The 19,988-nt window shown below is 64.6% G+C and carries 21 protein-coding genes; 16 read left to right on the top strand and 5 right to left on the bottom strand.

Translation table 11 applies throughout. The features are described from left to right. Positions 1 to 11: 11 nt before the first annotated feature. Positions 12 to 713: a transglutaminase-like cysteine peptidase gene (locus R3F42_01855; GenBank protein MEZ5540770.1), complete on the bottom strand. Its 702-nt coding sequence runs from the start codon at positions 711 to 713 to the stop codon at positions 12 to 14. A gap of 200 nt (positions 714 to 913) precedes the next feature. Between R3F42_01855 and R3F42_01850 the strand changes: the two genes are divergently transcribed. The 9 genes from R3F42_01850 (at position 914) to kdsB (ending at position 9,102) form a co-directional block, all read left to right on the top strand. Then, positions 914 to 1,384, top strand: a complete 471-nt coding sequence (locus tag R3F42_01850; protein MEZ5540769.1) for a hypothetical protein — start codon at positions 914 to 916, stop codon at positions 1,382 to 1,384. A 310-nt stretch (positions 1,385 to 1,694) separates the two neighbouring features. Continuing rightward, positions 1,695 to 2,942 (top strand): lipoprotein-releasing ABC transporter permease subunit, encoded by a 1,248-nt coding sequence (locus tag R3F42_01845; protein MEZ5540768.1) that lies wholly within the window; start codon positions 1,695 to 1,697, stop codon positions 2,940 to 2,942. Next, on the top strand, positions 2,935 to 3,606 hold the full coding sequence (gene lolD / locus R3F42_01840) for a lipoprotein-releasing ABC transporter ATP-binding protein LolD (GenBank protein ID MEZ5540767.1): 672 nt from the start codon (positions 2,935 to 2,937) through the stop codon (positions 3,604 to 3,606). Before R3F42_01845 ends, lolD begins: the two co-directional genes overlap by 8 nt. 72 nt (positions 3,607 to 3,678) lie before the next feature. Continuing rightward, positions 3,679 to 5,976: a DNA internalization-related competence protein ComEC/Rec2 gene (locus R3F42_01835; protein MEZ5540766.1), complete on the top strand. Its 2,298-nt coding sequence runs from the start codon at positions 3,679 to 3,681 to the stop codon at positions 5,974 to 5,976. Between the two features lie 80 nt (positions 5,977 to 6,056). Further along, a complete protein-coding gene (locus tag R3F42_01830; GenBank protein MEZ5540765.1) occupies positions 6,057 to 6,677 on the top strand; it encodes a MotA/TolQ/ExbB proton channel family protein in 621 nt (206 codons plus the stop codon). A 12-nt stretch (positions 6,678 to 6,689) separates the two neighbouring features. Beyond that, the gene (locus tag R3F42_01825) at positions 6,690 to 7,109 is read left to right on the top strand and encodes a biopolymer transporter ExbD (protein ID MEZ5540764.1); all 420 of its coding nucleotides are present in this window, start codon (positions 6,690 to 6,692) and stop codon (positions 7,107 to 7,109) included. Positions 7,110 to 7,131: 22 nt separating this feature from the next. Next, positions 7,132 to 8,166, top strand: coding sequence for a tetraacyldisaccharide 4'-kinase (gene lpxK, locus R3F42_01820; protein MEZ5540763.1), 1,035 nt, complete (start codon positions 7,132 to 7,134; stop codon positions 8,164 to 8,166). Continuing rightward, on the top strand, positions 8,159 to 8,338 hold the full coding sequence (locus R3F42_01815) for a Trm112 family protein (protein ID MEZ5540762.1): 180 nt from the start codon (positions 8,159 to 8,161) through the stop codon (positions 8,336 to 8,338). Before lpxK ends, R3F42_01815 begins: the two co-directional genes overlap by 8 nt. 8 nt (positions 8,339 to 8,346) lie before the next feature. Continuing rightward, complete coding sequence (kdsB, locus tag R3F42_01810) at positions 8,347 to 9,102, top strand: 3-deoxy-manno-octulosonate cytidylyltransferase (GenBank protein ID MEZ5540761.1); 756 nt, start codon at positions 8,347 to 8,349, stop codon at positions 9,100 to 9,102. A gap of 13 nt (positions 9,103 to 9,115) precedes the next feature. On the opposite strand, the gene R3F42_01805 is transcribed toward kdsB, so the two are convergent. After that, positions 9,116 to 9,532, bottom strand: a complete 417-nt coding sequence (locus R3F42_01805) for a PilZ domain-containing protein (GenBank protein ID MEZ5540760.1) — start codon at positions 9,530 to 9,532, stop codon at positions 9,116 to 9,118. A gap of 287 nt (positions 9,533 to 9,819) precedes the next feature. Here R3F42_01805 and R3F42_01800 point away from each other — a divergent pair, with 287 nt between their 5' ends. Both R3F42_01800 and R3F42_01795 read left to right on the top strand, forming a co-directional pair. Further along, on the top strand, positions 9,820 to 10,527 hold the full coding sequence (locus tag R3F42_01800; GenBank protein ID MEZ5540759.1) for an ankyrin repeat domain-containing protein: 708 nt from the start codon (positions 9,820 to 9,822) through the stop codon (positions 10,525 to 10,527). Positions 10,528 to 10,579: 52 nt separating this feature from the next. Beyond that, on the top strand, positions 10,580 to 11,062 hold the full coding sequence (locus R3F42_01795) for a low molecular weight protein-tyrosine-phosphatase (GenBank protein MEZ5540758.1): 483 nt from the start codon (positions 10,580 to 10,582) through the stop codon (positions 11,060 to 11,062). 13 nt (positions 11,063 to 11,075) lie between these two features. On the opposite strand, the gene rne is transcribed toward R3F42_01795, so the two are convergent. Beyond that, positions 11,076 to 13,439 (bottom strand): ribonuclease E, encoded by a 2,364-nt coding sequence (rne, locus tag R3F42_01790; protein ID MEZ5540757.1) that lies wholly within the window; start codon positions 13,437 to 13,439, stop codon positions 11,076 to 11,078. 409 nt (positions 13,440 to 13,848) lie between these two features. On the opposite strand from rne, the gene R3F42_01785 reads away from it, so the two are divergent. The 5 genes from R3F42_01785 to R3F42_01765 are packed head-to-tail and all read left to right on the top strand — an operon-like array spanning position 13,849 to position 17,552. Next, entirely contained in the window at positions 13,849 to 14,805 is a 957-nt protein-coding gene (locus tag R3F42_01785) for an RluA family pseudouridine synthase (GenBank protein ID MEZ5540756.1), read from the top strand. Between the two features lie 46 nt (positions 14,806 to 14,851). After that, positions 14,852 to 15,517, top strand: a complete 666-nt coding sequence (locus tag R3F42_01780; protein ID MEZ5540755.1) for an HAD-IA family hydrolase — start codon at positions 14,852 to 14,854, stop codon at positions 15,515 to 15,517. Between the two features lie 24 nt (positions 15,518 to 15,541). Beyond that, the gene (locus tag R3F42_01775; protein MEZ5540754.1) at positions 15,542 to 16,555 is read left to right on the top strand and encodes a S49 family peptidase; all 1,014 of its coding nucleotides are present in this window, start codon (positions 15,542 to 15,544) and stop codon (positions 16,553 to 16,555) included. 60 nt (positions 16,556 to 16,615) lie between these two features. Beyond that, the gene (locus tag R3F42_01770; protein ID MEZ5540753.1) at positions 16,616 to 16,885 is read left to right on the top strand and encodes a GlsB/YeaQ/YmgE family stress response membrane protein; all 270 of its coding nucleotides are present in this window, start codon (positions 16,616 to 16,618) and stop codon (positions 16,883 to 16,885) included. Positions 16,886 to 16,901: 16 nt separating this feature from the next. Further along, on the top strand, positions 16,902 to 17,552 hold the full coding sequence (locus R3F42_01765) for a hypothetical protein (GenBank protein ID MEZ5540752.1): 651 nt from the start codon (positions 16,902 to 16,904) through the stop codon (positions 17,550 to 17,552). Here R3F42_01765 and R3F42_01760 read toward each other — a convergent pair. Then, a complete protein-coding gene (locus tag R3F42_01760) occupies positions 17,549 to 18,133 on the bottom strand; it encodes a Maf family nucleotide pyrophosphatase (GenBank protein MEZ5540751.1) in 585 nt (194 codons plus the stop codon). The two genes, R3F42_01765 and R3F42_01760, sit on opposite strands and share 4 nt — an antisense overlap. A gap of 15 nt (positions 18,134 to 18,148) precedes the next feature. Next, positions 18,149 to 19,981, bottom strand: a complete 1,833-nt coding sequence (gene oadA / locus R3F42_01755; GenBank protein MEZ5540750.1) for a sodium-extruding oxaloacetate decarboxylase subunit alpha — start codon at positions 19,979 to 19,981, stop codon at positions 18,149 to 18,151. Positions 19,982 to 19,988: the final 7 nt, after the last annotated feature.

Here is a 19,988-nt window from a genome sequence, read left to right as displayed (position 1 = left end):
TGTGTGGCCATTCAATAGGGCAGAGCAAGGTGTTCGTCGCTGATCCGGGCTATGACCTCCTGCCAGCGGCTCAACCTGTCCGGATTGCCGACGTGCTGATCCATCCCCCGCGCCTTCACCAGCCACAGCCCGTTACCGTTGAAACTGTATACCGGAAGCAGGTCGGTCCTGCTCGAGGACGTACGGATGTCGTTGATCAGATTGTCGAGTACCAGCGGGTCCACGCCGGGCTTGCTGTAGTAGGTGAGGACCATGTGGGCCTGATTCAGCTCGAGCGCCTTGACGTAGGTGAGCCGCATCCGATCTGCCGGTATGCCCATCTGCCGCAGCGTGAAATACTTTGCGATCGAGAAGTCTTCGCAGTCGCCCCCGGCAGAGGCGAGCAACTGCACGGGGGTGGCCCAGTAGTCTTCCTTGCCCCAATGTTCGATATCGCTGACGAAGCTGAGACGGTTGAAGAAGTCGTTCGTGAGCCTGAGTTTTTCCTGATCATCCAGTGTGCCGGCGGTCTGTATCATACGTTGCCACTGCAGGACGCGCTCGACCGCCGGGTCGCCGTAGTCGTGCTTGATCTTCGCCATCGATTCCGCCGACAGGGCGAATTCCGCAGCCATCGAGCCGGAGATCACGCCGCTCCAAAGCAGCATGGAGGCGAACACGGCACGGCATAGCCGTAACAATGCCAAGTTCGCTTGTGCGGGGTGCGCCGTCATCGGGCTGTCATTGCGTATACTGGTGGCATACGCATGCCTATCGGCACGGGTGCTGCCGACTTTCAGGATTCCTGGCCTGCGGAGCGGGCAACGGCCACCGACCTTGCCGTCAACGGCGTGCGATCCGCTTGGTACCTACGTCCAATTGCGCCGTCGGCACCTCGAACCTAGACTCGTTAAAACTATAAAAACAACATCTTATGAAAAAAATCAAAATAACGGTCATCGCGGCGGCGGCGGAGTACCCGGGCAGTGCTGATATCCTCGACAGCTGTCCCGAATTCGAGATCATCGCCTGCGCCGAGACGCTGCACGCGGCCGGTGTCCGCGACGCAATCGCCGGCAGCGATATCATGGTGGTGGAAGAGGCGGCGCTGACGGCGCGGGGGGTGATCGAATTGAGCGAGATCCGCAGCTCCCAACCCCGACTCAAGTTCCTCCTGATCGCTGATAAGTACATGGAAAACAATGTGCTGGACGCGGTTTCTCTTGGCTTTTCTGGGGTCATACCGCGTGCCGGGATGCGTTCCATGCTGCGCAAGGCCATTCCGGCGCTGTACGCGGGGGAGGCCTGGGTGTCGCGCCGGCTGGCGGAATCGCTGCGCTTCCGCATGCTGCAGCAAGACTGCATGTTGCCTGCCGTGCCGACCCGCGGTACACGCCTGAATTGAGCCGCCCGGCAACCGGCAACGGCCGTTCCGGCCGGCGCCGTTTCTGGTTAGGGCCGGTCAGCCCTGGATCGGCGCAGTGGACTCGCCGGGTGCACGGGCAGGTGGGCGCGGCAGCATGCTGCAGTGGTAGCCGCAGGCCAGCGGATCCGGCGCGCTGGGCTCACGGCCGGGTGTCCGCAAGATCTCCTGAAACTGGCGAGCGATGTCCCGTCAACGCGTCCTGAGTCAGGATTGCTGCAAGTGAAACATCGACAGCGGGTATGTAATAATCCCACCTCCTGATCGCCCCGGAAGGGAAACCGCCCAATCCATGTTCCGTCCACTCGAGCTGTTCATCGGCCTGCGTTACACGCGGACGAAACGGCGCACCCACTTCATATCCTTCATTACTCTGACCTCCATGCTCGGTATCGCGCTGGGCGTGACGGCGCTGATCACGGTCTTGTCGGTCATGAACGGCTTCGAAACCGAGTTGCGTGCGCGCATACTCGGCATGGCAGCCCACGCCACCATCACCCGCTATGATGGCCGGCTCGAGGACTGGCGCGCACTCGCGTCGACGGTCGGGGACCAGCCGCACGTGCTCGCCACGGCGCCCTACGTCAGCGGCGAATCCATGCTCAGCAACGGCCAACTGGTCAGTGGCGCCATCCTGCGTGGTATCGACCCGTCACTGGAAGGCGGGGTGTCCGATGTCGTGGACCATATCCGGGGTGGCACTATCACGCAGCTCGTCGCCGGAGGCTATGGCATCATCCTCGGCAGTGAACTGGCCGCCGCGCTGGGCGTCGGAGTCGGCGATTCGGTCACCGTGGTATCGCCCCAGATCACCATCGCGCCGACCGGGATACTGCCGCGCCTGCGGCGTTTCACCGTGGTGGCCACGTTCGAGGTCGGCATGTACGAATACGACCGCGGCGTGGCGCTGGTGCACCTGGAAGATGCGGCGAAACTGTTCCGTCTCGATAACGCGGTCAGCGGTCTGCGCCTCAAGCTCGACGACGTGTTCGATGCCCCCGCGGTGGTACGCCAGCTCGCAGCGCAGCTGCCAGGCGACTACCGGCTCGAGGACTGGACCCGCAAGCATGCCAATTTCTTCCGCGCGGTGAAGACCGAGAAGCGCGTCATGTTCATTATTCTGACACTCATTGTCGCGGTCGCCGCATTCAATATCGTGTCCACGCTGATTATGGTAGTTACCGACAAGCGTGCCGACATCGCCATTCTTCGGACGCTCGGCGTGACACCGGGCTCGGTCATGACGATTTTCATCATCCAGGGTGTGGTGATCGGCGTGCTGGGTACCGCCTTGGGAGTGGCGGGTGGTGTGGGGCTCGCACTGAATATCGAGACGATCGTGCCGGCGATCGAGCGGTTGTTCAAAGTGCAGTTCCTGGCCGCGGACGTTTACTACATCAGCGAGGTTCCGTCCGAACTGCACTGGGGCGACGTCTGGGTAATGGCTTCAGTGGCCTTGCTGCTGAGCCTGCTGGCGACGCTGTATCCGGCATGGCGTGCGGCGCGCACCCACCCGGCCGAGGCGCTACGCTATGAGTGAGGTGTTGCGCTGCGAGCAGCTGGGCAAGACATTCCGCGAAGGCAGCCAGGCCCTCACGATCCTGCGCGAGATCGATTTCACGGTCGCGGGCGGCGAGCGCATTGCGATCACGGGCGCGTCGGGCAGCGGCAAGAGTACGCTGTTGCATCTGCTGGGCGGGCTGGACCAGCCGACGACGGGGCGCGTCATCCTGGCCGGCCAGGTGCTGGCCGGGCTCAATGCGGCCAGGCTGGGCAGGTTGCGTAACCGCATGCTGGGTTTTGTGTATCAGTTTCATCACTTGTTACCGGAATTCACCGCGCTGGAGAATGTGGCCATGCCATTGCTGGTGCGCGGGCTGGCACCCGCGGAGTCAGGCAGGCAGGCCGCTGCCATGCTGGAGCGAGTGGGACTCTCCGCCCGGTTGGGTCACAAGCCGGGTGAGCTTTCGGGCGGCGAACGTCAGCGTGCCGCGGTGGCGCGTGCGTTGGTGACTCACCCGCGCTGCGTGCTGGCGGACGAACCGACCGGTAATCTGGATCGCCGTAACGCAGACCAGGTCTACGCGCTGATGCTGGAACTCAACCGTGAGCTCGGTACCAGCTTGCTGGTGGCGACGCATGACAACGCGATTGCGGAGCGCATGGATCGGGTCGTGCATCTGGAGGATGGCCGACTGCGCTAGCGCGCGTACTGCAAACAGTCTTCCTGATGCGCGCGCCGGTTAATCCGGAATCCGTAAATATCATGGAAGACTATGTTCCATATCGCAATTTACTTCACGGCTGGTGTTTGCGCGCTATGCGCGTTCGCAGAATTGCCAGTCGCGGCCGCGCTCAGCGCACTGCCGCTCGCCCTGGTTCTGCTGATCTGTCCTCGGTTCAGGGCCATGGCGGCCATGCCGTTGGGCTTCGCGTGGGCGGTGATGCATGCGGCGCTGGCGCTGCAGCCGGTCCTGGATCCCGCTATCGAAGGCAGGACGGTGCTGGTTGAGGGCACGGTCAGTGGGTCACCCGAACGCTACAGCGGGCGCTATTCGCGGTTCCGGTTCCGGATAACGCGGCTGCAATCCGGCGCCATCTGGCAGGAGTTCGATGCGACGGTACGGCTGGGCTGGTACGGTGAGGACGGCGCGCCAGCAGCCGGAGAGCGCTGGCGACTCGCGGTACGTCTCAAGCGGGCTTACGGGATGGCCAATCCCGGTGGGTTCGACTACGAGCGCTGGCTGTTCCAGCAACGCATCCGGGCGACGGGCTACGTGCGCAACGATCCGCGCAACACGCGCCTGTCGGTCGGTCACCTGTCCGCGCTGGACTCCTTCCGGGTTCGGCTGATCCAGACCTTTTCGCATTTGGGAGATGCCACCGGTGCGGCATTCATCCGCGCGCTCACCGTTGGCGAACGCAGTGCCATCGGCAGCACGCAGTGGCAGGTGCTCAATGCCACCGGGACGAGTCATCTGCTGGCAATCTCCGGGTTGCACATCAGCCTGGTTGCCGGCCTGGCGTTCTGGCTGGCGCGCCGGGGCTGGTCGCGTCTCGGCGTTGGTGCCGTCCGCCTGCCGGCCCCGTACCTGGCAGCCGGGGCTGCCCTCGGCGCCGCCTTGCTGTACGCCCAACTGGCAGGATTCGGTATCCCGGCGCGGCGAGCGCTGATCATGATCGGTGTCGTTATGCTGGCGCTGCTCACAGGCCGGCAGACCGAACCCGGGCGGCTGATCAGCCTGGCGCTGCTCGGTACGTTACTGTTCGACCCGCTGTCGATACTCGCGGCCGGCTGGTGGCTGTCGTTTCTGGCCGTGAGCAGCATCGCCTGGCTCGCAGCGGGACGCTGCGGCAATATGACCGAACGCATCCGACAGCGTCTGCTGACGCATCTGGCACTGGCGCTGTGCATGGCACCGGTCCTGCTGCTGCAGTTCCAGCAGGCCTCTCTGGTCGCGCCGCTGGCGAACCTGTTTGCCGTACCGTTCGTCGGGTTGCTGGTCGTGCCCCTGGCGCTATTCGCTGCCGCGGTCTTTGCCGTGCATGCAGCCCTGGGTACCTGGCTGCTGGGGGTGGCGGCGCTGTTGCTGGAGCTGGCCTGGCCGGCGCTGCAGGCGCTGGCACGCCTGGATGCGGCGGTCTGGACCCGGCACCAGCCCGCGCTCTGGACGCTCGCCCCGGCACTATTCGGAGTCGCACTGCTGTGCATGCCGCGCGGGCTGCCAGGCCGCTGGCTGGGTGGTGTGTTGCTGCTACCGCTGTTGCTGGTGCGGCCGTCTGCGCCACCGATGGGCGCGGCGTGGATCACCCTGCTGGATGTCGGGCAGGGGCTGGCTGCCGTGGTCCGGACTGCCAACCACGCCCTGGTCTATGACACGGGGCCGCGCTACGGCCCGGCATTCGATACCGGGGGGGCTGTGGTGGTCCCGTTCCTGCGCAGCCAGGGGATCACCCGGCTCGATACGCTGGTGGTGAGTCATGGTGACAATGACCACATCGGCGGTACCGATTCGCTGCTGGCTGCCTATCCGGTACGGACCATCCACACCAGCGTGCCAGAGCGCCTGCCGGGTACCGGCGCACGCGCCTGTCGTCAGGGTGTGGTATGGCAATGGGACGGAGTCGAATTCGCGCTGCTGCACCCGGGCGTGGATGATGCCCACGTCGGTAATAATGCCTCCTGCGTGCTGCGCGTGCGGAGCGCTGCCGGCGGCAGTCTGCTGCTGCCGGGTGATATAGAACATGCCGCGGAGACGCAGTTGCTGGCGCGCCATCGGAACGGACTGCGGGCGAACATACTGGTTGCGCCGCACCACGGCAGCGCCACATCCTCGTCGCCGGGCTTCGTGGCGGCCGTGGCGCCTGAACTCGTGATCGTGCCTGCGGCCTGGCGCAACCGTTACGGATTTCCGAAACACGATGTGGTCGAACGTTATCGCGCTGCCGGCGCAGCCATGCTGGAGACCGGTCGCGCCGGCGCCATCAGTATCCGGCTGGAAGCGGCGAGACCCGGCGCGGAGGTGTCCAGCTGGCGCGAGCGGTCCCGGCATGTCTGGAGCTGGCGTGAATAGCATTGTTTGGCTGCAGCAGTAAATACAGTATGATCTGCAGCGGCTGGTGATTCCTCAACTGGACAAAGGACGGTGATAGCGTGCTGGAACTGGTAAAGGCGGGTGGCTGGCTGATGCTGCCCATCATCGCGTGTTCGGTGATCGCCGTGGCGATCATTGCCGAACGCCTCTGGTCACTGCAGGTGCGGCGGGTCCTGCCCAAGCACCTGGTCGCCCAGGTCTGGCGCTGGGAGAAGATCAACCAGCTTGACGATCAGCATCTGAAGGAACTGCAGGCGAGCTCGCCGCTGGGTGCCATACTCGCAGCCGGTATCATCAACCGCCACAAGAGCCGGGAATACATGAAGGAGAGCATCGAGGATACCGGGCGGCATGTCGTCCATGAACTCGAGCGTTTCCTCAACTCGCTCGGAACGATCGCCGCCATCACGCCGCTGCTCGGGCTGCTCGGGACGGTGTTCGGCATGATCGAGGTGTTCGCGACCATCACCACGCAGGGCGTGGGCGATCCCGGTGCGCTCGCCGATGGCATATCGAAGGCGCTGATCACCACGGCAGCCGGCATGTCGGTCGCCATCCCGGCACTGATGTTCTACCGCTATTTCCGCGGACGCGTGCGCATGCTGGTGCTGCGCATGGAGAAGGAAGCCATGCTGATGGTCGAAATCATGCACGGCACCCGCAAGCGGCGCGACGACTAGGAGAAGGCTGCCATGAACCTGCAACCGGGTGATAGCGACGAACCGGATATCAATCTGACGCCGCTGATCGACGTGGTGTTCCTGCTGTTGATCTTTTTCATGGTTTCGACCACCTTCGAACAGCAGTCGCGCATCCAGATCGAGCTGCCCGAGGCCACAGCCGAGGCCACGCCACAGGATGAGGAAAAGCTCGAAATCGTGATTGACGCCCAGGGCCGGTATTTCATCGGCGACCAACAGGTGATCAATTCCGAGCTGAAGACTTTGAAAGCGGCGATCGGCAAGGCCCTCGGCAAGCGCGCCGCCATCCCGGTGACGATACGCGCCGATGCCAACACGCCACACCAGGCCGTGATCCGGGTGCTGGACGCGACCAGCCAGCTGGGTCTGACACACATATCCCTGGCGACGTCGAAGATCGAGGAAGAATAACGCGGATTTCGCGCTACCCGGGATGAAGCGTCTGGCGCATTACTGGTATGCCCGCAGTCCATGGCTGGCCCTGCTGACCCCGCTGTCACTGCTGTTCCGGATTGCGGTCCGGCTCCGGCGCGCCGCCTACCGCAAGGGCTTGTTGCGGACCCGCCGCGTTGCCGCCCCGGTTATCGTCGTCGGCAATATCACCGTTGGCGGTACCGGCAAGACGCCGCTGGTCGCCTGGTTGGCCGCATACCTGCGTGAGCGGGGTTTCAAGCCCGGTATCGTGGCGCGTGGCTACGGCGGCAGGGCCGCGTCCTGGCCGCAGCAGGTGCGGCCGGACAGCGATCCTGCCGTCGTCGGCGACGAGGCCGTGCTGTTGGCCGGTCTGACCGGTTGTCCGATGGCGGTCGGGCCGCGCCGGGTAGCCGCGGCCGAGGCGCTGCTGAAGTACAATGACTGCGATCTCGTCATCAGCGACGATGGTTTGCAGCATTATGCGCTCGGACGCGATATCGAGATAATCGTGATCGATGGCGTGCGCCGGTTCGGTGTGGGTTTCATGTTGCCGGCCGGACCGCTGCGCGAACCGGTCAGTCGCCTGCGCGAGGCTGATTTGCTGGTCGTCAATGGTATCGGCGGTGCGGGTGAGCACCCGATGAAGTTGAAGTCGGGAGAGGCGCGCAACCTGCGCGACGATAGCGTGACACGTACGCTGGCCGAGTTCCGTGATGGCAAGGTGCATGCGGTGGCAGGCATCGGTCATCCGGAGCGGTTCTTCCAGTCCCTGCGCCAGGTGATCCGGCGGGTGGAGGAACATCCGTTTCCGGATCATCACCGCTTTCGGGCCATCGACCTGCGCTTCGACGACGATGCGCCGGTGCTGATGACGGCGAAGGATGCGGTCAAGTGCCGGCGCTTTGCCAGCGGCAATGAGTGGTACGTGCCGGTACGGGCCGAGCTGTCGCGGGATTTCCAGGCGCGACTGGATGCCCTGCTGGCGGCACGCGGCTGTCGTCCGGGGGTGCCGGGCGTGGCCGGAGAATTTGCTCCAGGAGTCTGTCATGGATAAAAAATTGCTGGAAATTCTCGCATGCCCGGTATGCAAGGGAGCGCTCGTGTATCACAAGGAAGCGCAGGAACTGGTGTGCAAGGTCGACCGTTTGGCTTACCCGGTTCGCAATGACATCCCGGTGATGCTGGTCGATGAGGCCCGCCGGCTTGCTGCCGACGAAGACGTCTGAGCGGAGCCATGTCCGCCTCCGATTTCAGGGTGGTCATTCCCGCGCGCTATGCCTCTACGCGGCTCCCGGGGAAGCCGTTGCTGCCGATCGCCGGCCGTCCCATGCTACAGCATGTCTTCGAACGGGCGGGGCAGTGCGGTGCTCGCGAGGTCGTGATTGCCACCGATGACGAGCGCATCGCCGGCACCGCAGCGGGCTTCGGTGCGGACGTTTGCATGACCGCTGCTGCGCATGGCTCAGGTACCGAACGCCTGGCGGAGGTGGTCGCCCGGCGCGGCTGGCCGCCAGACAGTATCGTGGTGAATGTGCAGGGTGACGAGCCGCTGATCGAACCGCAGCTGATCCGGCAGGTGGCGGATGATCTGGCAGCCACGCCGGAGGCGGCCATGGCCACGCTCGCCCATCCATTCAATTCGTCCGTCACGCAACGCGACCCGAATGTGGTGAAGGTCGTGCTCGACCGGGCGGGATTTGCCCTGTATTTCAGTCGCGCACCGATACCGTACGTGCGCGACGCGCCGGGGGCTGACGGCCATGCCGGGCTGCGTCACATCGGTCTGTATGCCTACCGCGTCGGTTTCCTCGGCCGGTATTGCGACCTCGAACCCGCGCCCTGCGAAACGGTGGAGAAGCTCGAGCAGTTGCGCGTGCTCTGGCATGGCATGAAGATCCATGTCAGCCTGGCCGCCCGCATGCCCGGACCTGGTGTCGACACCGAAGCCGATTTGTTGCTAGTCGAGGGGCTGATCGCGGATGCCGGTTGAGGTGTATACCCGGCTACAACCAGCCGGGGCGGATATTGCGCTCGCGAATGCTGGTTGCAAGTGCCCGGACATCGGTTTCCCCCAGACTGAGGAACTTGATACCTGCGGTGTAACTGTCCTGGGCAAGCCGCTCCGTGTAGATAATCCGGGCAAGCGTCCGGATGTTGAGCGGCTTCCTGCTCCCGGTGCTGTGCAGTTGAAACTGTATCTCGATATCCACGTTGCCGATCTGGCCCGGGATACGCTGGTCTTCCGGCAACAGCAGATCGAAGACTTCGCGGCTGCAGGTGAATTTGAGACCACCTGCAGAAAGGTTGACGATGACGGCGGATTTCCTGGCGCCGCCCACCGGTCCTATCCGACAGGGTATCTCGGTCGAGATCCGGTCGTACTCACGGTCTATCCATAAATGCTGTTTCTTTATTGTCATGATTGTGTCCGGCAGTTGCTGCAGCCGTGCTCGCTCGTGGTGCGGTCATCATAATCCGTGCGACAACCGGTGTCGTAAACCGGGTGTACAGCGCCGCGCCGACACCAGCGGAACCAAGCGCCATCCCGCGCGATCAAACGTGTCTCCGTCGCCTCGGAGAGAGTGGTTGTGTCACCGTGATCACTTTATAATCAGCAAATCAGGAACTTTTAATTTACTCTGGAATGTCCATGAAACGTATTGGAAAAGAGTTGAAATACCTTGTCTTATGGTTATTTGCAAGCTTTATGATGTTGCCGGTGCTGTTCTGGTGGCTGGCAGGGCGGGGTATCGTGGCCCTGCCCGGAATGGATGCCGTCTCGTTCATGGCTGCCTACCCGCATTTTTTCCGGCACCTGCATGAGCCACTGATGTTAGCGGCTACGATCCTGCCCTACGTGATGTTCGTCGGTGCACGGCTGCTGCAGGAACAAACCGTGACGGCGCCGGCGCTGCGGGCAGAGCATGAACCGGCCCGCGCGAAGCCGGCCGAGGTACATCGGATCAAACCGGCGCGGGTGGGGAAGGTGACTGATTCCGCCGCCCCCGAGCAGTCGCTGCATCAGGCCGCCATGCGCGGTGATGCCGGGCTGACGCTGCAGCTGTTGGAGCAGGGGGCCGATTTCAATGCGGCCGATCCTGCCAGTGGCTATACGCCGCTGCAGATCGCTGCGCTGCAGGGTCATGCCGCGATCTGCGACGCGCTGATCCGCTATGGTGCCGCTGTAGATGCGATGACAGCGCGGCATGAAACAGCACTGCACCTGGCCGCCCAGTCGGCCCATGCCGACGCCGTCTCGACACTGCTGAAATATCGCGCCAATACCGATGTCAGGAACAGTTCCGGGCAGACGGCACTGCAACTTGCGCAACTGCACGGGCACGCCGCGGTGGTCCGGATCATGGAGGATCACGCCAGTCGGGAATGGCCCTACCTGAGGCTGGCGCACGGCTGAGCGGTCTGTTGCACGCCTGTAGCCACAAACCGACTTCTGTATAGTACTTCCCATGGAAACGATTAAGGTCCTGTTCGTCTGCATGGGCAACATCTGCCGCTCGCCGACGGCGCAGGGTGTGTTCGCCCGGCATGTCGCGGAAACCAGCCTAGCGGACAGAATCCGCATCGATTCGGCCGGGACGCATGCTTATCATATCGGCGAGCCCCCGGATAGCAGGGCCAGCGCCGCAGCACAGCGTCGCGGGGTCGACCTGAGCGACCAGAAGGCTCGCCGGGTCGATGCGGCGGATTTCGAGGAGTTCGATTACGTACTGGCGATGGACGAGAGCAATTACGAAGACCTCGCCAGCCTTTGCCTGCCGGAACAGCGTGCCAAGCTGCACCTGTTCTTGGATTTTGCACCCGAGCTGGGCGTACGTGAGGTGCCGGATCCCTATTACGGCGGTACCACGGGATTCGAGCGGGTGCTCGATCTGATCGAGGCGGCTTCCCGCGGGCTGCTCGCGAAGATCCGCGAGCAGCACGGGATCTGAACGGGCGGGACGGTTACTCCGCCGCTATTTTTTCCTTGGGCTGACCTGCGTCCGTGGGGCCCGATGCGCTGGAGTCGCTGCGCGTCGGGGTGGCTGCCGCCTGTGCCGCAGGTGCCTCGGCGGGTTTGTGCGTGTGCCCGGATGCCGCCGGTGCAGCGACGGGAGCGGCTGCCACAGGTTCGCCGCGAGCTGTATCAGGTGCGGACTTGTCCGCGCCGGTACGTGCGGGTGGCGGTGTACGCTGTTCGCTGCCCGTGCCGCGACCGCCTGTCGTTTCCTTCTCGGCACCGCTCCGGCTGTCCTCCTGTTCGGTCCGCTTCTCGGTCGTGCCGGTTGCACCCTCCGGGCCACCGTTGCGTCCACTCCGCCGGCGGCCGCCGCGCCGGCCGCGGCGGGAGCTGCGTCGCTGTTGTGACTGCCCCTCGTCCTGGGTCTGAGGCTGCGCTTCGTCGGTCTGGGAATCCGGTTTGGCGCCGGATGGCGCGGCTTTCCGGGTATCGCCCTGGCGCGATTGCGCCGTCTTGCCCTGGCGTGGCTGGCGGCCGCCGCCCTGGCGGTCCTCCTGTTTGCGGTTCGTGCCACGCCGGGACCCACCGGCTTCGCGCGCGGGACGCTCGCGACGTTCCACGTCGATCGATACGGGTTGCGCGGACTGCTCCGCATCCATCCCGCTGCCGAACAGGCTGCCGAAAACGCGCTTGAGCAGGCCCGGCTTGGTCGCTTCGACCGGAGCCAGATTGGAGGGGGCCGCAGCCGGCAGGGGCGCGGGGGTCAGTGGCGAGACCGCGCGGACTGCGGGTATTTCTGCATCCGCACGCGCATCTGCATGTCCCGGTTGGCCCTCGACATCCTCCCGCGTGAGGGTCAGGTCGTAGCTGGCCTGCTGGCGTACCGGGCCTGCCTCGTCGGTGCGGATCCGCTGCACGTCGAAATTCGGCGTTTCCAGCGCCGGTGTCGGGATGAGCATGATGGTGATCTTGTGGCGCGCCTCCAGCATGGCCAGCAGATCGCGTTTTTCATTGAGGAGAAAGGTGCCGACATCGACCGGCACGTGGGCGATCACGCGTGCCGTGTTCTCCTTCATTACCTCTTCCTCGATCACGCGCAGCACCGACAGCGACAGTGATTCCACCCCGCGGATGGTGCCCTGACCGGTGCAGCGCGGGCACACGATCTGGCTCGATTCGCCGAGGGATGGCCGCAGCCGCTGGCGTGACATTTCGAGCAGGCCGAAGCGCGAGATGCGGCCGATCTGCACCCGGGCACGGTCCAGCTTGAGCGCTTCGCGCAGGCGGTTCTCGACTTCGCGCAAGTTGCGTGCCGGCTGCATGTCGATGAAATCGATCACCACCAGCCCGCCGAGGTCGCGGATGCGCAGCTGGCGGGCGATCTCGTCGGCGGCCTCCAGATTGGTATTGAGGGCGGTTTCCTCGATGTCGCCGCCCTTGGTCGCGCGGGCGGAGTTGACGTCGATGGCGACCAGTGCCTCGGTATGATCGATGACCACGGCGCCGCCCGAGGGCAGGCGCACTTCACGGCGGAAGGCGGATTCGATCTGGGACTCGATCTGGAAGCGGCTGAACAGCGGGATGGTTTCCTGGTACAGTTTGAGCTTGCCGAGGTTGTGCGGCATCACCCGCTCCATGAATTCCCGGGCGGTCTCGAAGACCTCCTTGCTGTCGATGATGATCTCGGTAACGTCGTTGCGTAGGTAATCACGTAACGCGCGGATGATGACGTTGCTCTCCTGGTACACCAGGAAGGGGGCCGGTCGCTCATTCGCCGCCGTTTCTATGACGCTCCAGAGGTGGGTGAGGTAGTCGAGGTCCCACTGCAGTTCCTCGCTGCTGCGACCAATGCCGGCCGTACGCACGATCACGCCCATGCCTTCCGGAATGTTCATGGCGCTCATGGCCTCGCGCACCTCGTCGCGGTCATCGCCCTGAATGCGCCGCGAGACGCCACCGGCGCGGGGATTGTTCGGCATCAGCACCATGTAGCGGCCGGCGAGGCTGATGAAGGTCGTCAACGCGGCGCCCTTGTTGCCGCGCTCCTCCTTCTCGACCTGGACCACCAGTTCCTGGCCTTCGTGCAGGGCATCCTTGATGCTGAGCCGTCCGCCGGACTGACGCGCTGACTCGCTGAAATAGTTGCGCGCCACCTCCTTGAGCGGCAGGAAACCGTGGCGGTTGCCGCCGTAATCGACGAAGGCGGCCTCGAGGCTGGGCTCGATGCGTGTGATCTTACCCTTGTAGACGTTGGATTTCTTCTGGCCGCGGGCAGGGACTTCTATATCAAGGTCGTAGAGCTTCTGGCCATCGACCATGGCGACACGCAGCTCTTCGGGCTGCGTGGTGTTGATAAGCATTCTTTTCATGGTTTTTGTCTCTCGTGCGCTCGACCCGGAACCGCCACAGACACACCGGCTGTTGTGCCGGTGCCGCAACACGCAGCCAGCCGGTACGGGTACGGGAAACGGCAATACCCGCCAGCAGTGCCAGGCTGAACGTGATGAACAGGAGCTGAGCGTGTTCCATGGGAGCGATGTTCGTTAAACAGGTTTCTACAGCAAACACAGACAACAGAGAGATGCACGCTGCTGGTGCACCGCCATCTCCCGGGTAAACAGGTATTTCGGCGTGCGCCGGGTGAAACTTGTCCGCCCGTGGCCGGCGCCGAGGCTGCACTATATCAATGTTACAGATTAGCCGCAAACAGGTTCAGCTGCTACAAACGGGTGATTCCCTGTACAATTTCCCAGATTACCCGTGCCGACGCCAACGCCCATGTCCCGAACATCCGCCACAACTACCGACCGACCGCAGGCGCGCCTTGTCAACGTCAGCGACGAGGAGGCCGGCCAACGCATTGACAATTTTCTGGCACGGCATCTCAAGGGTGTCCCCAAGAGCCATATTTACCGCATCCTGCGGCGCGGCGAAGTACGCGTGAACAGCGGACGCATCCAGGCGCGCTACAAGGTACGTGCCGGCGATGCGGTGCGGATCCCACCCGTGCGGTTGGCTGCGCCGGAGGGACCTGCCCGACAGCCGCCACCGCGGCTGTCGCTGGAGGTGCTGTTCGAGAACGGCCGCTGCCTGGTCGTCAACAAGCCGGCGGGCATGGCCGTACACGGTGGCAGCGGGGTCAGTTTTGGCGTGATCGAGGCGCTGCGGGCGGCGCATCCCGGGGCACCGTTTCTGGAACTGGCGCACCGGCTCGATCGGGAGACTTCCGGCTGCCTGCTGCTGGCGCGGCGGCGCAGTTTTCTGCGGGCCTTCCATGCGCAGCAGCACGCAGGCACGGTACACAAGCGCTATCTGGCGCTGCTGGCCGGCGGCTGGAAGGGCGGGGAGCGAACTGTGGATGCACCGCTGCGCAAGAACCAGCTGCAGGGTGGGGAACGCGTGGTGCGCGTCGCGGCCGACGGCAAACCGGCGGTCTCCGTGTTCCGTCCGCTGGCGCATTATCCGGGTGCCACGCTGGTGGAGGTCGAACTGCTGACCGGCCGCACCCATCAGATCCGCGTGCATGCCGCCCATCTCGGTTATCCGCTCGCCGGTGACCTGAAATACGGTGACCGGGACTTCAACACCCGCATGCGCACATTCGGGCTGCGGCGGATGTTCCTGCACGCCAGCCGGCTGAGCTTCACCGACCCTGCCGACGCTGCGGTGATCGAAGTCACGGCGCCGCTCGACCCCGCCCTGCAGGCTGTTCTCGAACGGCTCGAATCGTCATAATCCGCGGTTCAATCCGCGCACTGCCCGATCACGCCCCCCGATTTTCATGACCGCGAGCGTAAAGTTCATCGTATTTGACTGGGACGGCACCCTCATGGATTCCGAGGCGCAGATCGTGTCTTGCCTGCACGGGGCTATCGCCGATCTTGGGCTGCCACCGATGCGCGACGACACCGTCAAGGACGTGATCGGACTGGGGTTGCGCGAGGCCGTCGAAGCGTTGCTGCCGGGGCGCGACGAGGCGTTCCGGCAGTCATTCGTCGAGGCCTACCGCAGGTACTGGTTCGCCTCCGAGGGCTCCAGCCTGTTCGCGGGTGCACGCGAGATGCTCGAACTGCTGCGGGCACAGGGATTTCTGCTCGGCATCGCCACCGGTAAAGCCCGCCGCGGGCTGATACAGGTGCTCGAGCAGACCGGTCTCACGAATCATTTCGATGCCACCCGCTGTGCCGACGAGACGGCCTCCAAGCCGCATCCGCGCATGCTGCTGGAGCTGATGGAGGAAGTGGGTGTGGCGGCGCGTGCGACGCTCATGGTGGGTGATACCGAGTATGATATGGAAATGGCCACCAATGCCGGCGCCGGCAAGGTGGCGGTACGGTCCGGCGTGCATTCGGAAACGCGACTGTGCCGGCATGCGCCGCTGACATGCCTGGACGGCGTGGCCGAGCTGCCGGCATGGCTGTCCACAACGGGGCTTGTAAAAAATTGACGTTTCAACCGTAGGGGAGAGGGTATGTCAGACAAGGGATTATTCGGCGGCAGGCGCCGGGGCAATGTGCACTTCGAGTCGCTGGAGCAGGGTGGCGGAGCCGATGACAGCTGGCATCGGAATGTCGTCAACCGGCTGGCGTTCGCGGCCCTCGAAGAGCAACGCCGGGCGCGCCGCTGGAACATATTCTTCAAGTGCCTGCTGGCCGTATACCTGCTGGCGCTGCTGATCCTCTACCTACCGACGGACTGGGCCGAACTGCTCGAAGGCACGACCAAGCATACTGCCCTGGTGGACCTGTCCGGCCCCATAGCGGATACCAGCGAGGCCAATGCGGACACGGTCATCGAGGGCCTGCGCGACGCCTTCGACAGCGAGAACACCAAGGGCGTGATCCTGCGTGCGAATTCGCCCGGCGGCAGCCCCGTGCAATCGTCCTACATCTATCACGAGATCAAGCGGCTGCGCGAGAAGCATCCGGATATCCCGCTATACGCGGTGGTCACCGACCTCTGCGCCTCCGGCTGCTACTATGTCGTGTCCGCGGCGGACGAGATCTATGTCGACGACGCCAGCATCGTCGGTTCCATCGGCGTGCGCATGGACAGTTTCGGCTTCGTCGATACCTTGCAGAAGCTCGGCGTCGAACGACGTCTGTATACTGCCGGTGAGAACAAGGGCTTCCTCGATCCCTTCCTGCCGAGCAAGGAATCGGATGTCCAACACGTGAAACAACTGCTCGGCGACATCCATGAACAGTTCAAGAACGCGGTGCGCGCCGGTCGCGGCGACCGCCTCAAGGACAGCCCGGCCTTGTTCAGCGGGCTGGTCTGGACCGGCGCGGAAAGTGTGGACATGGGCCTGGCCGATCACATCGGCAGTGCCGGACAGGTGGCGCGCGACGTGATCGGCGCAGAGGATATCGTCGACTACACCCGCGAGCCGGACCTGCTCAAGCGTATCAGCGATCGCATCGGCGTAGCCATGGCGCGTACCCTGGGCGAGCTGCTGACGGACAACACGGCGACGCTGCGCTAGTGACCGGGCAGCCACCGGCCCGGGCGCGAGGTTCACACACCATTACGAGGAGAAACAGCTATGCCGGCTTGGTCATTGTTCGTCTGGTTGGCGATCGGCGCCGTCGCGGGCTTGCTCGCACGCAACTTGCTGGGCGGTACGCCGCCGTTCGGCAGGATCGGTGATATCGTGCTCGGTATCGCCGGCGGCGTGGTTGGCGGCTATCTGCTGGCATTGCTGGGTATCGGTGGCGGCGGCACGGTAGGTGGTCTGCTGCTGACCTGCGTCGCGGCGCTGGCAGGTGCCGTATTGCTGGTTTGGCTGACGCAGCTGATCAAGCCGGCAGCCTGATTCGGGGGAGGGCGTCATGGCACAGGAACAGGACAAGGGTTTCTTCGACCGGCTCGGCGACATCCTGAACGCGCCGCTCCCGGGTACGCGGACGGCGGATACGAACGGCCGGGCCCCGGCGGCGGGTGACGTAGCGGACGATTCGCTGCTCGAGCGTATCAAGGACATCCTGAGCACGCCGTTGCCCGGTACGCCACGGGCGGAAACGGACGCGCCTGCGGCCGAGGCCGGCGTGGCCGGCAGTGACGCGCCGGCGCCGGCGGAAGCGGGCGGAGCTGCAGCATCTGCAGGGCCGACCCCCGAACTGGACGAGGACGATCTCGATCAGGAGTGGTGGCGACAGGAATGGGCGGCTTTCCGCGCGCACCAGCAGCAGGAGCTGAACGGCCTGCAGCTGAAACAGCAGCGCGACCTGCAAAGCTTCGGCGCCTATCAGGACCAGGAACGGCAACGCTTCGACGCGCATCAGCGGCAGGAGCTGGATGCCTTCCGGCACCAGCAGCACTGGCGCTTGCAGGTCTGGCGCCAGGCCGCCGCGACCCGGCCGGGTCAGACCCCGCCAGCGCCGCCCTGGGGCATGCCACCACCGCCCGGCATGCCGCCGCACGGCCCCGCCGGGGGGGCGCCGCCCTGGATGCAGCCGCGCGGTCCGGGGCGCAGGCGCTAGGGCAGGATCACACCGGCGCGTGCCAGCATGCGGGTCAGCCGGATCAGCGGCAAGCCGATCAGCGCGGTCGGGTCATCGCCCTCCAAGCGTTCGAACAGGGTGATGCCGAGCCCCTCCGACTTGAAGCTGCCGGCGCAGTTGTAGGGTCGTTCCGCACGCAGGTAACGTTCGATCTGGTCGGTGGCGAGCGTGCGGAACACTACGTGGTAGGGCACATCATCCACCTGTACTTCGTCGACGGCGCTGTGCAGCAGGCAGAGACCGGTATGGAAGGTGACGCGTTGGCCGGAGAGGTGGCCCAGCTGTGCCGCTGCGCGTTCGTGCGTGCCGGGCTTGCCCAGGATGTCAGTACCCGTCGTGGCGACCTGGTCGGAACCGATGATCAGACCGCGCTGGGTGGCACCGATGGCGCGCGCCTTGGCCTCGGCCAGGCGGATGACCAGCTCATGTGGCGTTTCGCCGGGGCGCGGGGTTTCGTCGACCTCGGGTGCCGCGGTGGTAAACGGCAGGCGCAGCCGCTCCAGCAATTGCCGGCGGAACGGGGAAGTCGAGGCCAGGATCAGGGGGGGCTGGCCGGTCATGGCAGCAGTCGGCGGCTAACCGCCGGCCCGGATTTCCACTAGCGTCTCATCGGGGTTGACCGCCTCGCCCTTGCTGACGTTGACGGCAACTACCGTGCCGGCGATTGGCGCCGTGATCTCGGTTTCCATTTTCATGGCCTCGGTGATCAGGACCGGTGTGCCGGCTTCCACCTTGTCGCCGACCTGCACGAGTACGTCGATGATGGTGCCGGGCATGGATGTGGTGACGTGCCCCGGCTGGGTCGGACGCGGGCGCTGGCTGCCCGAGGCGTGCGGCTCGCGTTTGCCGCGCCCGCCTTCCGCCGGGAGCTCGTCCAGCGTCTCCACCAGCACTTCCTCGGGAACGCCGTCCACCGTCATGTAGAACGGACGGTTGTCCAGGGTGCGGTGGCCGGTACCGGTGATCTTGATGTGGTAGGGCTCGCCGTGCAGGATGACCCGGAACTCGGTGGGGCGCGAACGCCGTTCGCCGCCCAGCTCGGCCACCTCCAGTGCCAGCGGTTCGGGCGTGAGCGTGCCTGCCTTGCGGTGGCTGAGGAAATCCTTGCCGATCTCGGGGAACATTGCGTAGGTGAGCACGTCCTCCTCGCTCGCGGCCAGGTCACCGATGCCGGCGCGCAATGTAGCCATCTCGTCTGCGAGCAGGTCCGCGGGGCGGACATCGATGGTGCTTTCCTTGCCGATCGCCTGTTGGCGCACGGCGGGGTCGAGCGGTGCCGGCGGGCGTCCGTAGCGACCCTGCAGGTACAGCTTCACTTCGTTGGTGATCGTCTGATACCGCTTGCCGGTGAGCACGTTCAGCACCGCCTGGGTGCCGATGATCTGCGAGGTGGGCGTCACCAGGGGTGGATAGCCGAGCTCCTTGCGCACGCGCGGGATCTCGGCAAAGACCGCTTCGACGCGGTCCAGCGCGCCCTGTTCGCGCAACTGGGTGTACAGATTGGAGATCATGCCGCCCGGCACCTGATAGACCTGCACGCGCGTGTCAGGATCGTGATTCTCGCTTTCGAACTGGTGATATTTTTTGCGCACCGTGCGGAAATGCTGGGCGATGGTTTGCAGTGCCTCGAGATCCAGCCCCGTGTCGAAATCCGTACCACGCAGCGCCGCCACCAGGCTTTCGGTGGCGGCATGGCTGGTGCTGCCCGAGAACGACGAGATGGCGGTATCGATGTGAGTGCAGCCGCATTCCACCGCCTTGAGCAGGCACATCTCCGCAGTACCCGCCGTGGCATGGCAATGCAGGTGCAGCGGCAGCGAGACCGCTTCGCGCAGCCGGGTGACCAGCTCCGCGGTGACCATCGGTGTCAGCAGGCCGGCCATGTCCTTGATGGCAATGCTCTGGCAACCCATGGCTTCCAGCTCCCGTCCCATGGCGACGAAGGTCCCGATATCGTGTACCGGGCTGGTGGTATAGCAAATCGTGCCCTGCGCATGCTTGCCGGTCTCCAGCACCGCCCGGATCGCCGTTTTCAGGTTGCGCGTATCGTTCAGCGCGTCGAAGATGCGAAACACGTCGATACCGTTGGCGGCGGCGCGTGCCACGAAGGCACGTACCACGTCGTCGGAGTAATGCCGGTAACCGAGCAGATTCTGTCCGCGCAGCAGCATCTGCAGGCGCGTATTCGGCAGGGCCGCACGCAGCTGCTGCAGGCGCTCCCACGGATCCTCCTTCAGATAGCGCAGGCAGGCATCGAAGGTGGCGCCGCCCCACGCTTCCAGTGACCAGTAGCCGATACGGTCCAGCTGTGCACACACTGGCAGCATGTCGGCGGTGCGCAGTCGTGTGGCGATCAGCGACTGGTGCGCATCGCGCAGGATGACATCGGTAACGTGTACGCTTGGCATGGGTGAA

The organism is Pseudomonadota bacterium, assembly GCA_041395565.1.
In the GTDB taxonomy this organism is placed as follows: Bacteria; Pseudomonadota; Gammaproteobacteria; order UBA9214; family UBA9214; genus UBA9214.
The sequence above is the reverse complement of the archived record's forward strand: the minus strand, read 5'-3'. Positions and strand labels throughout refer to the sequence as shown.

What these genes read in the sequence shown, in the direction of transcription:
- R3F42_01805 (MEZ5540760.1), bottom strand. Translation starts at nt 9,532, where the DNA reads ATGACAATAAAGAAACAGCATTTATGGATAGACCGTGAGTACGACCGG.
- R3F42_01835 (MEZ5540766.1), top strand. Translation starts at nt 3,679, where the DNA reads ATGTTCCATATCGCAATTTACTTCACGGCTGGTGTTTGCGCGCTATGC.
- R3F42_01760 (MEZ5540751.1), bottom strand. Translation starts at nt 18,133, where the DNA reads ATGACCGGCCAGCCCCCCCTGATCCTGGCCTCGACTTCCCCGTTCCGC.
- lpxK (MEZ5540763.1), top strand. Translation starts at nt 7,132, where the DNA reads ATGAAGCGTCTGGCGCATTACTGGTATGCCCGCAGTCCATGGCTGGCC.
- R3F42_01855 (MEZ5540770.1), bottom strand. Translation starts at nt 713, where the DNA reads ATGACGGCGCACCCCGCACAAGCGAACTTGGCATTGTTACGGCTATGC.
- R3F42_01825 (MEZ5540764.1), top strand. Translation starts at nt 6,690, where the DNA reads ATGAACCTGCAACCGGGTGATAGCGACGAACCGGATATCAATCTGACG.
- R3F42_01785 (MEZ5540756.1), top strand. Translation starts at nt 13,849, where the DNA reads ATGTCCCGAACATCCGCCACAACTACCGACCGACCGCAGGCGCGCCTT.
- R3F42_01770 (MEZ5540753.1), top strand. Translation starts at nt 16,616, where the DNA reads ATGCCGGCTTGGTCATTGTTCGTCTGGTTGGCGATCGGCGCCGTCGCG.
- R3F42_01765 (MEZ5540752.1), top strand. Translation starts at nt 16,902, where the DNA reads ATGGCACAGGAACAGGACAAGGGTTTCTTCGACCGGCTCGGCGACATC.
- R3F42_01815 (MEZ5540762.1), top strand. Translation starts at nt 8,159, where the DNA reads ATGGATAAAAAATTGCTGGAAATTCTCGCATGCCCGGTATGCAAGGGA.
- R3F42_01780 (MEZ5540755.1), top strand. Translation starts at nt 14,852, where the DNA reads ATGACCGCGAGCGTAAAGTTCATCGTATTTGACTGGGACGGCACCCTC.
- oadA (MEZ5540750.1), bottom strand. Translation starts at nt 19,981, where the DNA reads ATGCCAAGCGTACACGTTACCGATGTCATCCTGCGCGATGCGCACCAG.
- R3F42_01795 (MEZ5540758.1), top strand. Translation starts at nt 10,580, where the DNA reads ATGGAAACGATTAAGGTCCTGTTCGTCTGCATGGGCAACATCTGCCGC.
- rne (MEZ5540757.1), bottom strand. Translation starts at nt 13,439, where the DNA reads ATGAAAAGAATGCTTATCAACACCACGCAGCCCGAAGAGCTGCGTGTC.
- lolD (MEZ5540767.1), top strand. Translation starts at nt 2,935, where the DNA reads ATGAGTGAGGTGTTGCGCTGCGAGCAGCTGGGCAAGACATTCCGCGAA.
- R3F42_01775 (MEZ5540754.1), top strand. Translation starts at nt 15,542, where the DNA reads ATGTCAGACAAGGGATTATTCGGCGGCAGGCGCCGGGGCAATGTGCAC.
- R3F42_01850 (MEZ5540769.1), top strand. Translation starts at nt 914, where the DNA reads ATGAAAAAAATCAAAATAACGGTCATCGCGGCGGCGGCGGAGTACCCG.
- R3F42_01845 (MEZ5540768.1), top strand. Translation starts at nt 1,695, where the DNA reads ATGTTCCGTCCACTCGAGCTGTTCATCGGCCTGCGTTACACGCGGACG.
- kdsB (MEZ5540761.1), top strand. Translation starts at nt 8,347, where the DNA reads ATGTCCGCCTCCGATTTCAGGGTGGTCATTCCCGCGCGCTATGCCTCT.
- R3F42_01800 (MEZ5540759.1), top strand. Translation starts at nt 9,820, where the DNA reads ATGATGTTGCCGGTGCTGTTCTGGTGGCTGGCAGGGCGGGGTATCGTG.